The sequence below is a fragment of the Bradyrhizobium sp. AUGA SZCCT0431 genome, assembly GCF_018131065.1.
GTDB lineage: Bacteria > Pseudomonadota > Alphaproteobacteria > Rhizobiales > Xanthobacteraceae > Bradyrhizobium.
Genome location: NZ_JAFCLR010000024.1, coordinates 31357 through 44382 on the forward strand (window position 1 = coordinate 31357; position 13026 = coordinate 44382).

At 59.4% G+C, this 13026-nt stretch carries 13 protein-coding genes and 2 pseudogenes; 7 read left to right on the forward strand and 8 right to left on the reverse strand.

The genetic code is table 11. The features are described from left to right. Nucleotides 1-39: 39 nt before the first annotated feature. The 7 genes from JQ567_RS22890 to JQ567_RS22920 all read right to left on the reverse strand — a co-directional run bounded on the left by JQ567_RS22890 (nt 40) and on the right by JQ567_RS22920 (nt 6138). Entirely contained in the window at nt 40-708 is a 669-nt protein-coding gene (locus JQ567_RS22890; RefSeq protein ID WP_212440887.1) for a hypothetical protein, read from the reverse strand. A gap of 99 nt (nt 709-807) precedes the next feature. Further along, a complete protein-coding gene (dinB, locus tag JQ567_RS22895; RefSeq protein WP_212440888.1) occupies nt 808-1911 on the reverse strand; it encodes a DNA polymerase IV in 1104 nt (367 codons plus the stop codon). Beyond that, nucleotides 1908-2633, reverse strand: a complete 726-nt coding sequence (locus tag JQ567_RS22900; protein WP_212440953.1) for an SOS response-associated peptidase — start codon at nt 2631-2633, stop codon at nt 1908-1910. The genes dinB and JQ567_RS22900 overlap by 4 nt, the downstream gene beginning before the upstream one ends. 56 nt (nt 2634-2689) lie before the next feature. Beyond that, nucleotides 2690-3034: a thermonuclease family protein gene (locus JQ567_RS22905; protein WP_212440889.1), complete on the reverse strand. Its 345-nt coding sequence runs from the start codon at nt 3032-3034 to the stop codon at nt 2690-2692. Nucleotides 3035-3130: 96 nt separating this feature from the next. Beyond that, entirely contained in the window at nt 3131-5194 is a 2064-nt protein-coding gene (locus tag JQ567_RS22910; protein ID WP_212440890.1) for an ATP-dependent helicase, read from the reverse strand. A 61-nt stretch (nt 5195-5255) separates the two neighbouring features. Further along, a complete protein-coding gene (locus JQ567_RS22915) occupies nt 5256-5705 on the reverse strand; it encodes a hypothetical protein (RefSeq protein ID WP_212440891.1) in 450 nt (149 codons plus the stop codon). Nucleotides 5706-5742: 37 nt separating this feature from the next. Further along, the gene (locus JQ567_RS22920) at nt 5743-6138 is read right to left on the reverse strand and encodes a hypothetical protein (RefSeq protein ID WP_212440892.1); all 396 of its coding nucleotides are present in this window, start codon (nt 6136-6138) and stop codon (nt 5743-5745) included. A gap of 145 nt (nt 6139-6283) precedes the next feature. On the opposite strand from JQ567_RS22920, the gene JQ567_RS22925 reads away from it, so the two are divergent. From JQ567_RS22925 to JQ567_RS22935, 3 genes are all read left to right on the forward strand, one after another. Further along, the gene (locus JQ567_RS22925; RefSeq protein ID WP_212440893.1) at nt 6284-7216 is read left to right on the forward strand and encodes a Ku protein; all 933 of its coding nucleotides are present in this window, start codon (nt 6284-6286) and stop codon (nt 7214-7216) included. 164 nt (nt 7217-7380) lie between these two features. Then, a complete protein-coding gene (locus JQ567_RS22930; protein WP_212440894.1) occupies nt 7381-7995 on the forward strand; it encodes a cell envelope biogenesis protein TolA in 615 nt (204 codons plus the stop codon). Between the two features lie 324 nt (nt 7996-8319). Beyond that, complete coding sequence (locus JQ567_RS22935) at nt 8320-10626, forward strand: NACHT domain-containing protein (RefSeq protein ID WP_212440895.1); 2307 nt, start codon at nt 8320-8322, stop codon at nt 10624-10626. 393 nt (nt 10627-11019) lie between these two features. Here JQ567_RS22935 and JQ567_RS22940 read toward each other — a convergent pair whose 3' ends face one another. Continuing rightward, complete coding sequence (locus JQ567_RS22940) at nt 11020-11199, reverse strand: DUF3072 domain-containing protein (RefSeq protein ID WP_249165638.1); 180 nt, start codon at nt 11197-11199, stop codon at nt 11020-11022. Nucleotides 11200-11294: 95 nt separating this feature from the next. Here JQ567_RS22940 and JQ567_RS22945 point away from each other — a divergent pair, with 95 nt between their 5' ends. From JQ567_RS22945 to JQ567_RS22960, 4 genes and pseudogenes are all read left to right on the forward strand, one after another. Further along, nucleotides 11295-11588: a hypothetical protein gene (locus tag JQ567_RS22945; protein ID WP_212440896.1), complete on the forward strand. Its 294-nt coding sequence runs from the start codon at nt 11295-11297 to the stop codon at nt 11586-11588. A 153-nt stretch (nt 11589-11741) separates the two neighbouring features. Next, nucleotides 11742-11930, forward strand: a complete 189-nt coding sequence (locus JQ567_RS22950; RefSeq protein ID WP_249165639.1) for a hypothetical protein — start codon at nt 11742-11744, stop codon at nt 11928-11930. A gap of 323 nt (nt 11931-12253) precedes the next feature. Beyond that, nucleotides 12254-12472 (forward strand): annotated as a pseudogene (locus tag JQ567_RS22955) (ATP-dependent DNA ligase); the annotation flags it as partial. A 55-nt stretch (nt 12473-12527) separates the two neighbouring features. Next, nucleotides 12528-13022 (forward strand): annotated as a pseudogene (locus JQ567_RS22960) (TrbI/VirB10 family protein); the annotation flags it as partial. Nucleotides 13023-13026 lie beyond the last annotated feature (4 nt).

Consider the following 13026-nt stretch of genomic DNA (forward strand, 5'->3'; position numbering starts at 1 on the left):
CGGCGGGATAGACCGCCCGGGCGGATTTCCCGGGTAGTCCTATTTCTGAAACCGGTCGAAATATGAGCGCACTTGCGGTCTTCCTCTGATCCCAAATGGCTTCGTCCACTCTTCAAATTCGTGCGCCGGCAAGACGGGAAAAACGACGGCTGATTTATTCCTCAGCCAAACCTGACTGGGCGGATCCGGAGGGTTCGGCCGCTTGTCCACCTTCAGGAGGTACAGGAAGCTTCCGACGCTAAAACGGATCAAATTGACGCCGGACTGCCGATCCGGCAGCGGCGTTCGATAGAAAAACACCTCATCGACGCCAGCTTGCATATAGATCATGGCGAGATCTATCGAGTCGGGAATGGCCTCGTCCGAGAAGGCGACATTCGCCAGGATATCCCCGTAGGGTCCCACGTTGATCCTGCCGAAGCCTGGCTTCGCAACGGAGTATTTCCAAGCGATCCCCGCGGCAAATCTTACGAATACATTTCCGTCGTCGATTGGCGACTTGGCGAGTGTTCCATGCTTCGGAAATTGTGCCCGGACCTTTCTCATCGTCTCGATCACGTAGTTTTCATTCTTTCCCAAATGATTGTCGCAGGACCCGCAGAGAATGTCTGAGTCATAGAGGCCGGTGTTTGTGCGCCGGAATTTATCCGACGCCGAATAGGCAATGATGTGCTTTTCACCGGTTTTCGATGCGACCTCATTGGCCATCGCGCGAGGAATGAGGTGGGCGTCAATCGTATGAGAGTTATCGCATCTTAGGCAAGGCATGGCGGCTGATTCGGTAAGCAGGTGAGTGAGTACGTAATGTTACAGGGAAAGGGGGAGCTGCGCAGCTTCCTCGTTCTTCCCGTTGAAGTTGGAAACCGAGACGCCGAGCAACCGCACAGCTTTCGGAAAGGGCATCGACTTCTCTAAAAGCCTGACGGTAATGCTCGCGAATTCGTTCCGAGAGGCCGCAGGCACCGCAAGCGACTGGCTGCGGGAAATGATCTCGAAATCAGAAAACTTGATCTTGAGCGTGACGGTCCGTCCCCGATTGCCCGCGTTTTCACAGTGGCTCCACACCTTGTCGACCAGGGGCTCGAGTTCTGCGACCATCTCATCGAAGCGCGTCAAATCACGGGCGAATGTATTCTCCGCGCCGACGGACTTCCGGACGCGATCGGAACGGACGGGGCGATGGTCGACGCCGCGTGAGATCCAGTAGTAGTAGCTTCCGGATTTTCCGAAGTTGGCTTCCAGGAATTCGAGCGCCTGATTGCGTATGTCTAGGCCGGTTCGTACGCCGAAACCCTCGAACCTGGCGGCCGTTGCGGGACCAATTCCATGGAATTTGCCCACCGGCAGCGGTTCGACGAACGTCGGCCCCATCTCCGGCGCGATCACGTACTGACCGTTCGGCTTGCGGTGGTCCGAGGCGAGCTTGGCCAGAAACTTGTTGTAGGAGATGCCGGCCGAAGCGTTGAGGCCGGTTACCTCCTTGATCTTCGCACGGATCGCGAACGCCACGTCTCGCGCCAATGGAATGCCTTGCAGATTTTCGGTAACGTCGAGGTAGGCCTCGTCCAGCGACAGCGGTTCGATGATCGGTGTGTGCTCTGCGAAAATCTCACGGATCTGCTGGGAGACCGCCTTGTAGACCTCGAAGCGCGGCTTCACGAAGATCAGATCTGGACACTGCCGCTTGGCGGTTACCGAGGGCATGGCCGACCGGACGCCGAACTTGCGGGCTTCGTAACTCGCGGCCGCCACGACGCCCCGTTCCTGGGACCCACCGACTGCGACCGGCTTGCCGCGGAGATCCGGATTGTCACGCTGCTCGACGGACGCGTAGAAGGCGTCCATGTCGATGTGGATGATCTTGCGTTGGCGGGGCGAGGGCTCGGCCTGGTCGTCGTCCTCGTCGGTCATGTTGTCTGCCCAGCGGGATCTTCCTTGACGCCGCGGGCGACGATTTTGAGCGACCCGTCCGAAAGCGGCCGCTGCAGGGTCAAGACCTCGTCCGGAGGAGCCGTCATCCAGGTCTCGACTTCTTCCGACGTCGTCAGGATCACGGGCATCGCCTTGGGGTGGACGGCGCCGACCTCGGCGTTAGGCTCCGTCGTAAGAAAAGCGAAGAGGTCGTTGTTAGTCTCGCCTTCCTTGACCTTGCGGACGGAGGTCCAGTTGGTCCAGATGCCGGCGAAGCAGGCGAGGGGGCGGGAGTCATTGAATGCGAACCAGATATCGCCGCCTTCGACCTTGTTGAACTCGCTAAAAGAGTTAAACGGTACCACGCAACGGTTCTCGACGCCGAGCCAGCGGGTCCAGTGTTTGCTCTTCACATTGCGGATGTTGGTCGTGCCGCCGTCCGGCTCCATTCTAAGCAATTCCTTGAAGTCGACCGGCTTGCCCTTGGCTTGCAGCTTTTCGGCTCGTTTTTTGGTGGCGTCCATCAACGCCTTTGATGACGATGGCATGCCCCACCGCGCCGTGGCGAGTTCGCGGCCCCCGGGTCCGTTGCGCACGATCGGTGCCTTGTAATCGGGAAACACGCCGGGCATCGGCGCTAGGTTACCGACGTATCGGTTCACGACGCGGAAGAGCGCTATTATGGCGGCTTGGTTGGTGGTGATCGAGTAGAGATTGCACACGGGGTGTCTCGTCTGCTTTGGCGGCCGCACGAACGGCCCTTGAACGGCGTCGAATCCTATTTGCGCGAGCAGGTGGTGTCGCTGATCTTGTACCTGCCGCCGGAGAATTTGGACCAGTCGCACGCGGTGCCGGCCCTGGTCATCTGTTCGGCGATGTCGACCTTGTCGAGGAAGCACTGTGCCACGATGCGGTCCCGGCTGGTAGGTCGGGACCGCCCGTCGCAGACGGTGCCTTCCCCGACTTGAAGGCAATGGACCGTTCTTCCCTCGATCATGCTCGACAGCACGCCGGCGGCCTGTCCGTAACCAGCTTGCCCGCGTTCGGGTGCGTCGATTCCGCAGATCCTCACGCGTACCTTGGCGCCATCGGCTTCCATGGTGAAGGTGTCTCCGTCCGACACGGCTAGAACCTTTCCCAGGTAGTCCGCCGCTATCGCTGGCGAACAAACAAATGCGGCGACCATTGCGGCGAGTAATCTCATTTCGGAGTCTCCCGGCTACCGCCACATTCCCCGCATGCGGGCGCCTATATCCACCTTCGGCCCTTGGCCGAGGGTGCGCGCCGCCATACCGGCAGGCACAATCGGCCAGGAAGTCCGCTCGAACAGTTCGAGTAGCTTTTCAGGAATGAAGCGCGTCCTGGAGGCATAGAGATGGCGATCGCCCTGTGCGTGCTGGCCGTGGACGAAGAACCGCTGCGGCACGACCAGATGAAGGTCGTCCTTGGCGCGGGTCATGGCGACGTAGAGCAGGCGACGTTCCTCTTCGATCTCGGCCGAGGTGCCGGCACCAAGGTCAGAAGGCATGCAGCCATCGACGGCGTTGAGGAGATAGACTGACTTCCACTCCTGGCCCTTGGCGGAGTGGATCGTCGACAGGATGAGGTAGTCCTCGTCGAGCAGGGGTACGCCGGCCTGGTCGCTGGTCGCGTCGGGCGGATCCAGCGTGAGCTCGGTCAGAAAGCGTTCCCGCGAAGGATATCCGGAAGCGATCTGCTCGAGCTGGAGCAAATCACCCCGCCGGGTCTCGGCGTCTTCATGGATGCGATCGAGATGTGGTTCATACCACAAGCGAGCCCGTTCCAGATCGACAGGCCATTCCGAATATCGGAGGTTGCCCAAGGTCTCGACGAAGCCCTTCCAGTCATCGCCGGCGCGCGGCGGCGTCGGTATGTCCGCGAGCGCCGTGATCGGGTCGGCGGCCTCCGCCATGCGGTCGAGCACGCGCTGGGCGGTTGCGGAACCGATGCCGGGCAACAGATGTAGCAGACGGAATCCGGCCACGCGGTCGCGCGGATTTTCGACGAACCGCAGCAACGCCAGCATGTCCTTGATGTGGGCCGCGTCGAGAAATTTCAGTCCGCCGAACTTTACGAACGGGATGTTCCGGCGCGTGAGTTCGATTTCGAGCGGACCGCTGTGGCTGGATGTCCGGAACAGCACAGACTGCTCCTTGAGGAGCGTGCCGGACTCGCGGTTCTCCAGGATGCGCTCGACGATAAAGCGGGCCTGGTCGGCCTCGTCGCGGACGGTGACGAGTTGCGGCTTGGCTCCGGTCGTCCGTTCCGTCCAGAGGTTTTTGGTAAAACGCTCCTTCGCAAGACCGATAACGCCGTTAGCGGCGGCGAGAATTGTCTGCGTCGAGCGATAATTGCGGTCGAGCGTGATGATGTTCGCAGGCGGCGAGAACTGGTCGGGAAAGTCGAGAATGTTGCGGACGGTCGCGGCGCGGAACGAATAGATCGATTGGGCGTCGTCGCCGACGACCGTCAGGCCTCGGCCGCCGGGCTTGAGCGCCAGCAAGATCGAGGACTGCAGGCGGTTCGTGTCCTGATACTCGTCGACCAGGACGTGATCGAAGCGGCCACCGATGTCGTCGGCCAGCCCGGCGTCGCCGACCATCTGCGCCCAGTAGAGAAGTAGGTCATCGTAGTCGAGCACGTTCTGCTTTTGCTTGGCCTCGACATAGGCCGCAAACAATTCTTTGAGTTCCGCCGCCCATCCGGCGCACCAGGGATACGACGTGCCAATGACCTGCTCGATCGGCATCTCGGCATTGACGCAGCGCGAATAGATGGAAAGGCAGGTTCCTTTGGTCGGGAAGCGACTTTCGGTCTTGGAGAATCCCTTTTCATGCCTGACCAGGTTCATGAGGTCGGCTGAGTCTTCGCGGTCGTGAATCGTAAAGGCGGGGTCCAAGCCGATCTGTTCGGCGTACTCGCGCAGTAGCCGGGCGCCGATGCCGTGGTAGGTGCCGGCCCAGGTCAGCGCGTCCGTCATGATCCCGGCGTTGTCACCCATCACCTTGCGTGCGATGCGTTCAACCCGCTTGGTCATCTCGGAGGCGGCACGCCGTGAAAACGTCATCAGCAGGATCCGGCGCGGGTCGGCACCTTGGACGATCAAATGCGCCACGCGGTGGGCGAGGGTGTTGGTCTTTCCGGACCCAGCGCCTGCGATGACCAGCAGCGGTGACGCCGCCAATCCTCCCGCAGCCCCGTGCTCAACCGCACGCCGTTGCTCAGGATTAAGGGTTTCGAGGTAGGCGGTTGCCGTCTGCACGTTGGGGGTCCGTTCATGGTTGGAATCAACGACGGTCGATGATTCCTGCTTCGATCGCAACCTAGACCTCCGCTCGAGGGTGACGCGGCTGCCAACCAAGTTGGAGCAAGCTCGCGGAGGGGCGCCGCCCGGCCTTGGCGCACTTGCGACAGCGCAGCCGGCTCGCAAGATCGTGCACGAAGGTGGTCGGCGGACGCTTGAGGGCTGCCAGATCGACATCGTTCGGGGTCTTGCACCGTGAACACTGGATTTCCAGCCAGGGAAAGCCGCCGTTGATAGCCTGGTCAATTGTTGGCGAAGGGTCGATCGGTTCGCCATCGCTCCACATCCGCTCGTTCCAGCTTTCGCAAAGCAACCTATCGGCCTGCTGGATCAGCGCAGCGCCCTTGGCTCGCATGTCTGCTGATTGCGCAGCCAGAATGCCGGTCATCGCGCGTGCTTTCCCCAATTCCTTCGTCAGAGCCTTTCGGTCTCCGCCTGACAGCGGCGTGGGGTGGTGTTTTGGCGCCATCCGGACATCCAAGCGCGGACCAAACTCGGGGTGCCGGCTAGGTCATGTCAAATCCCGGCCAGCACCCGTCTTCTTCGTGTCTTCCGGTGCGCTGCTGGCAGGTGTTGTCAAGCAGTCGCTGCGCGACGTCCTTCCAGAATGCGTTGCCGCCATACAATCGGACTGCATCGGCGGTCTGGATTTCGACGGTCCGCTCGCAGCGGCGGCAGGAGATGCGCAGCACGTGGCGCTGGATTTCCGAAAGACGTCGCAGCCGCAGCTGGGCTCCGGTCGCATCGACGCGAGGATCTTTGAGGACCGATTCCCAATATTCCGCCGGTAGGGGAGCATCCGGAGCCGCAGCCGAGGGGCCCGGCCTACGGGCGGCTTCAGCGGCCAGCTTTTCCATCTGTTTTGGGGTCGGCATGCGCCAGCTCGCGGGTCGGTCTGTCATTCCCAACTAGAACATAAAGAGAACAAAAGTCGAGTCTGATCGAGGCTCCTCCGTGAAAAAATCCTCCTGTCGGAAGGGTCGCAATGTCGGAACCAAGCCGGGCCATTCGTCTTGAAACCAGCATCAGTATTGGAGTTCCCCGCCTATGGCCCCCCGCGCTAACTGGAAAGGCTTCCTGCGTCTTTCCCTCGTCACCTGTCCGGTAGCGCTCTATCCGGCCACGTCGGAATCCGAAAAAGTCACCTTTAACCAGCTCAACCGGAAAACCGGCCATCGCATCAAATACGCCAAGGTCGATGCTGACACCGGCGAGGAGGTCGCCAACGAGGATATCGTCAAGGGCTACAAGGTCGACACCGACACCTTCATCGAGGTGACGAAGGAGGAGCTCGAGAACGTCGCTTTGGAATCGACGCGGACGATCGAGATCGACGAGTTCGTCGACCGCAGCGAGATCGACCCGAGGTACCTGATCCGTCCCTACTACCTGGTGCCGGACGGAAAGGTCGGTCACGACGCCTTCGCCGTCGTCCGCGAAACCATCCGTGAGATGAACAAGGTCGCCATCGGACGGGTGGTGCTGACCAACCGTGAGCACATCATCGCCCTCGAGCCCATGGACAAAGGTCTGATGGGAACGCTGCTGCGCTATCCTTACGAGGTGCGTTCTGCAGACGAGTATTTCGACGACATCCAGGACGTCAAAGTCACCAAGGACATGCTTGATCTCGCCAGGCACATCGTCAACCAGAAGGCGGGCCACTTCGAGCCGGACAAGTTCGAAGACCAGTACGAAACCGCCCTTCTCGATCTCATCAACCAGAAGCGCGCCGGCAAACCCATCACCGCGAAAGCGCGTCCCCGCGGCGAGAACGTGGTCGACCTGATGGACGCGCTGCGCAAGAGCATCGGAGGAGCCACGGCGGCAGCGACAGAGGCGGCGAAGAAGCCAGCCAAGAAGGCGCGCAAGGCGGCGGCCGGGCAGAAGGAAATGCTGATGCCGATTGCCGGCAAGAAACCGGCCAAGGAGTCCACGGCAAAGAGGCCGGCCGCCAAACTGCAGCGGAAGTCGGCTTAAGGTATCTTTGCGGTCGGTTCACGGAAAGCTCGCTCCGACAAGCCGGATGCGTCGAGATACTTCCCGGTCCGGCCGCTCGTTCGCCCGCTTTGGAAATTCTCTGCTCGCGAGGTAAACAGCCGAGCTGATTGCACGGCAGCGGTCAGTGGGCGGGGAAGCGTCTCATGGCCAGAAAACTGAAGACCTACCAGACCTCGCTGGGCTTCTTCGATCTGGCGATCGCCGCGCCCTCCATGAAAGCGGCTCTGGAAGCGTGGGGCGCTGACAGCAATCTCTTCCATCAGGGTGCGGCGATGGAGAGTGATGATCCGGAAGTCATTGCCGCAACCATGGCAAAGCCCGGCGTCGTTCTCAGGCGCCCGGTTGGCACCGACCGACCTTTCAGCGAACATGCCGAGCTGCCCACCGATCTTGGCGGCGGCGGTCCAACGAAATCCGCCCGCAAGTCGAAAGGTCATAAGGCGAAGAAGCCTTCCTCTCGCCCCGTCGATAAGGTTGCGGAACGAAAGGCCGCTTTCGACTACGAACGGGAACGGAGGAACCGCGAGCTTGAACGGACGAAGGAAGAGGCCGCCAGGCAGAAGGAGCGTGAACGCCGTCGGCAGGCCGTCGACAAGGCGCAGGCTGCGTTGGACAAGGCCGAGCAGGAGCACGCGAAGCGGGCCGCTGCCATCCAGGCCGAGGTCGAGGCTCTCGAGAAGAGATCGCAAGCCGAAAAAGCCCGCTGGGATAAGGAGAAGGAGCGATTGGAAGCTGCGCTGCGGCGTGCGCGGGGTTAGTCTAAACTTGCTGGACTACAATAAGGATCGTCCCGTTTGTTCTGAGGGCTTCCATGGGCTTCCAGTTAGCGTTCCTGAAGATTCTTGAAGTTCGCGTGCCGGTGCGTGCCCGGCTTCGTCGGTCGGATTCTACGCACTGCGCTCAGCGAACCCGCAGATCCGTAGTCGGGATGCCGATCTCGGCCATTAATCAAGCGCCGAAGAAGATTGCGACCCCGATCCGGCTGAAAGGGTGCAGCGTGAATCCCATTTTGCGGCGTGCCAGTACGAGTTAATTGCTATTGTGCTGCCCAGCGACTCAAATCCGCCCTGGATATCCAATTCATGACTGGCGACGAATTCCGAGATCACATCGCTGCGCTGCTCCGCACTCGGTATGATAACGTCCAAACCGAGGTGAAGCTGACGGCCAAGAAGGCCGATATCTGCTTTGAGATTCAGGCAGGACCGCGGAGACGGATCAAAGCGGCCGCCGAATGCAAGCGTTGGGGGCGGGCGCTCACACGCGATCATGTCAAAGACATCCTCGCGGACTATGATCCGGCACGTCAGAACAAGGAGATCGACGAAATCTGGATCATATGCGATCAGACGCCGGCCCCGGGGGCGCGCGAGTTCGTCGGAGCCTACGATTACTGCCAGCTCATGACGGGTATCGAGTGCGAGCAGGAGATCGTCGATTTTCGCCCGATGATTACCTCCCTGATCGAGTCCTACAAGGACGATCCAATCTCAAGATACTATATCTCGCCCAGCTTTTATGGCCCAGATGAAGCAAAAGTCGATCTCCACGCCCATGTCGAAAAATGGCTTGTGGACGATACGGCAAGACCGATCGCCATTTGGGCCGGCTACGGCATGGGTAAGACCAGCTACTCCAAATTCCTTGCATCCGTCCTTGCCCAGCGCTGCTGTGAAAATTACGGAGCGCGAATTCCTATTCTTATAAGCCTTGGCGAGTTTACGACGGCGCCCGATCTGGAAACGCTGATTACCGCTCAGTTGGCCAATCACTATGGAGTCAGATTTTTATCGGGCGCCGCATTCCGGTTGTTGAATACCGACCATCGTTTCGTCATCATCCTCGACGGTTTTGACGAGATGAAGTTCGCGATGGCGCCAAATGACTTCAATCACATCTCGGCCCAGATACGAAAGACGGCAGCCGTCAATTCCAAGCTGCTCCTATTGGGACGCCCCGGTTCCATAGAAAGCGAAGAAGAAGAGTCCCGCCTCACAAGTTCTCGCCTCCATACCATTCCTCTAAAGGCAGATAGCGCTCCTGATTTCGACAGCCTCCGCATGGCCTTCCTCTCGAAGGATGAATATCTCAAGCTCATCAGGGGCTTTCTGGCTACCGCTACCGATGCGGAATCTCATCGAAAACCATTAGGTCAGCTCATCGCAACCGTCGAATCTCTAGATCTCGGCAATATTCTGTCACGACCGGTTCAAGCCAAGATGTTGGCCGAAGTCGCCGCTGATCCGGATGCAAACCTGTCGGACATCTCTCGTTTCACACTCTACGAACTCTTCATCAAAAGCATTCTCAGGCGCGAAGAGGAAAAGGCCGCGAGACGGCACCTCGGCACCGCTCAGCGGATTCACTTTATGCGCCTGCTGGCATGGTGGCTTTGGACCGTTAAGAAAACGCGGACCTTTACCGCTCACGAAATCCCATTGGAGATCATCCAAAAGTTCCAAATCCCGAACGTCTCGCTCGAAGGCCTTCGTCGCGAGTTGCTCATTGGTTCCGTGCTCGAAGAAAAGAACATTGGCTATTTCCTCGCGGAAAAGGACGCGGGCATCTTTTATTTTCCGCATACCTCATTCACCGAGTTCCTGGTGGCGGACTACATTATGTCGACGGATTTCCTTAACATCGACGTGGATAAGTTGCCGGACGCTCTGTATGGCGAAGTGCCAACATTTCTGGAGGAGCACCCATCCAAAGACGCCACCTTTGCCGTCTACAAAAGAATGAAGGCGGCAAGGATCGCAATGACGACCGAGTGCATGCAAATTCTTCTGAATAACTTCACCACGCGTATGCATGTTGAACTGGCAAGTCCGACCAGCGCCGATCCTTGGGACATCTGTATGCATTACTTCGTTCTGCACGCGGACAACAAACCAGTGGACGCGCGAAATTTCCTGTTCGCCTGTCTCGATACCGGCAATCCCTCCACTGAACTGGCGGCAATATACTGCATCATGTACGAAGACGCTCTCGCGGCATCGAGTGTGGATCCCGCGGTCGCGCGAATGATCGTTCACATATTCCGGCGGCTCGGTCTCTACGATCTTATCTCTGCCGTGGAAAGGGGCGAGACGACCGCACGCTCGTCGAACCTCAATCACCTCGCGGAGGTCGTCACCAATTCCATCAAGCTCACGCGGGGCATGAATGTGATCTTCGACTTCTCCGGATTCTCTGCTGTTGCTCTCAATTTCATTGGGACATCCTGCTCGGTACGCGACGTGATCGAACGTATTCCAAAGACGTTCAGCATTCCGGCAAACAACCTTTTGGCTCTCGCCGCGGACCCTGCCGAACGGGCGCTGCTATCCGATTTGTTGCGTCGCGAGGGCGTCATCCGTGTCATCCCAACCATTACCACTCCCGCATAAAGCGGTCTGACGCATCGGTAGTTCTAGCTGAAGAGAGCTGGCGTGCCCGGCTACGCCGGTCAGGCTCTACGCGCTACGCTTTCCGAGCCGCAGATCCCGAAACCGGGATGGTGGGTCTCGGCGATCCGGTTCCGATCCCTTCTGTAATCCGAGGTGCATGGTCAAGCTCATTTTGTCCAGGGGCCCGGGATGCCCGGTTTCAGGGTAAAAGCGGCCACCCCAAGATCGAGTGCGGAGGACCCACTTTGGGGCATAGGGGACTCTAGTTTGCGAGCATGAAGAGGCCGCTAAAGAGCGCGCCAAGCAGTTAAGTGGACGGGCACGACATAGAGCTATGGCAGCTTGATCGGGAAAATAGCGACGTTCACGCGCAACCAGCAAGGCCTCGGTTGCTCAAAATTGATTGGCCAAATCAATCTCTGCCTTCAGCGCGTCGATACGGCGCGAGGCTTCCTTGGCCGTCAGGTTCGGCTCGAAGAGACGCGGCTGATAAGCCTCAACGCTGAGGGAGCGCAGCGTTGCCAACTGGCGCGGGGTCATCGGGGCGTCGATCTGGTCAGGCAGGCGGGACATGGGAACTCCGAAGATTCTTTGGCTGCCCTGTATTCTTAACTTGAAGTTTGTTCTTTATTTGTTCTCTATAGGCTCGACCCGCAGGGAGGTGAGCCATGGACAACCGAATTAATGAAATCCGCAAGAAAATCAGGGCATTAAGGGTGAGCATGCTGGAGGCTGAGGCCATTATGCACGAGCAGATCAACCGGGATGAGGAATGCTCGGAAATTGCCGGGGAGATCATGGTGATGCGTGCCGCCATGAGCTTGCTGGTTCAGGAGCGCGCCCGGCTCGGTGACCGGGAGCCGATCCTGGTCAACAGCTTCTTCATTCCCAGACGCGCTCCGGCGGCACCAAGACCAGTTTCTGATAGGCCGACCAAGCGGCGCTTTGGTGCGCGGGCCTGAGGATGAGCGCGCGCAAGAACCGTGAAATCGAAATCCTGTTCAGACGGCTCCGCTTCTACGACCAGCTCGATCGCCGGGCTGAAGGCCTGTACCGACAAATCCAGAGGGCATTGAAGGATGGACCTAGAAAGCGTGCGAAGGGAAATCGAGCACATGCGCGTCCAGTCCGGAAGGCAGCGCAAGGAAATCCTTCAGCTTCAGCGCGCCGGTATACCGACCGCCTCCGCTGAACTCCTCCTGTTGAGGATGCAAGACAAGATCGACCAGCTTTGCATCAAGCGCGAGGAGTTGAAGAAGGAAATGCCGGTAGAACGGCGGGTACTGGGAGGCCGCAAATGGTGAGCCAGCCTCCGAGGTGGTACGACGAGAGTGTCACTGACCCTTTTCTGAAATCGCTGGCCGAAACCCGACGCCTCGCTGCCCGGCAGGGGTGGTGCTACCAGCACGTCCAGGCTCTCATGGTTGCGATCGACCAATACGCCGAGGCCGCCACCGGCAACCGCTCCTATTTTCTGGATAAGCCTCATAGCATTGGCGGAAGCCGAAGGAACAGCGATGTCCCTTAGGCGTTAAAGACTCGTGGGAAAAGCGTGAGTAGACTGCCCGTCGTTGGCCCCCTAACGGCGGGCTTTTTGTGAGTTGCGTTTGTGGCAAAGCGATTGGAGATGCCGGGGTTCATTAAGCCCCAGCTTGCGACCCTGAAGAGCAAGGCTCCTCAGGGCGAGCAGTGGATTCACGAAATCAAATACGACGGCTACCGTGTCCAGCTCCATATCAACGCCGGAAGGAAGCGCGTGTTTACGCGGAACGGCCTCGACTGGACAAAGCGGTTCTCCACTATTGCCGGCGCCTTCGATATCTCCGGCCAGGCCATCGTTGATGGGGAGGTGGTCGTCGTCCATGAAGGCCGGACCAACTTCTCCGAACTCCAGGCCGAACACCGCGCAGGTAACAGAAAACGTCTTCGATTCGCCGACCGGGCGCCTGCTGCTCGTCCCGCAGGGGGCGCGTCTGATCGGCATTTACGACAGCCAGATCGCCTTCGGGCAATCGCGCGTGCTGCTGGTCTGGACCCGCCTTATCATGCCGAACGGCCGTTCGATCGTTCTCGAGCGGCAGCCGGGTGCAGACGCGGCAGGATACGCCGGCCTCGAAGACGAAGTCGACAAGCATTGGGGCGAATTGCTCAAAGCCGCTGCCCTTTCGACGCTGCTTGCTGTCGGCACCGAGCTCGGCGCGGGCTCTGACACCAACAGCAATGACAGTGCGATCATCCAGGCACTGCGGCGCGGGGCAGGGGATTCACTGAATCAGACCGGCCAGCAGGTTGTCCGTCGCAGCCTCAATATTCAGCCGACGCTGACCATCCGTCCGGGATTCCCGGTCCGGGTGATCGTTAATCGCGATCTCGTTCTCGAGCCATACAGAGGGTGAGGGA

Coding starts and splice junctions, on each gene's coding strand:
- JQ567_RS22890 (WP_212440887.1), bottom strand. CDS start 708: ATGGCCAATGAGGTCGCATCGAAAACCGGTGAAAAGCACATCATTGCC.
- dinB (WP_212440888.1), bottom strand. CDS start 1,911: ATGACCGACGAGGACGACGACCAGGCCGAGCCCTCGCCCCGCCAACGC.
- JQ567_RS22915 (WP_212440891.1), bottom strand. CDS start 5,705: ATGGCGCCAAAACACCACCCCACGCCGCTGTCAGGCGGAGACCGAAAG.
- JQ567_RS22920 (WP_212440892.1), bottom strand. CDS start 6,138: ATGACAGACCGACCCGCGAGCTGGCGCATGCCGACCCCAAAACAGATG.
- JQ567_RS22925 (WP_212440893.1), top strand. CDS start 6,284: ATGGCCCCCCGCGCTAACTGGAAAGGCTTCCTGCGTCTTTCCCTCGTC.
- JQ567_RS22930 (WP_212440894.1), top strand. CDS start 7,381: ATGGCCAGAAAACTGAAGACCTACCAGACCTCGCTGGGCTTCTTCGAT.
- JQ567_RS22935 (WP_212440895.1), top strand. CDS start 8,320: ATGACTGGCGACGAATTCCGAGATCACATCGCTGCGCTGCTCCGCACT.
- JQ567_RS22940 (WP_249165638.1), bottom strand. CDS start 11,199: ATGTCCCGCCTGCCTGACCAGATCGACGCCCCGATGACCCCGCGCCAG.
- JQ567_RS22945 (WP_212440896.1), top strand. CDS start 11,295: ATGGACAACCGAATTAATGAAATCCGCAAGAAAATCAGGGCATTAAGG.
- JQ567_RS22950 (WP_249165639.1), top strand. CDS start 11,742: ATGCGCGTCCAGTCCGGAAGGCAGCGCAAGGAAATCCTTCAGCTTCAG.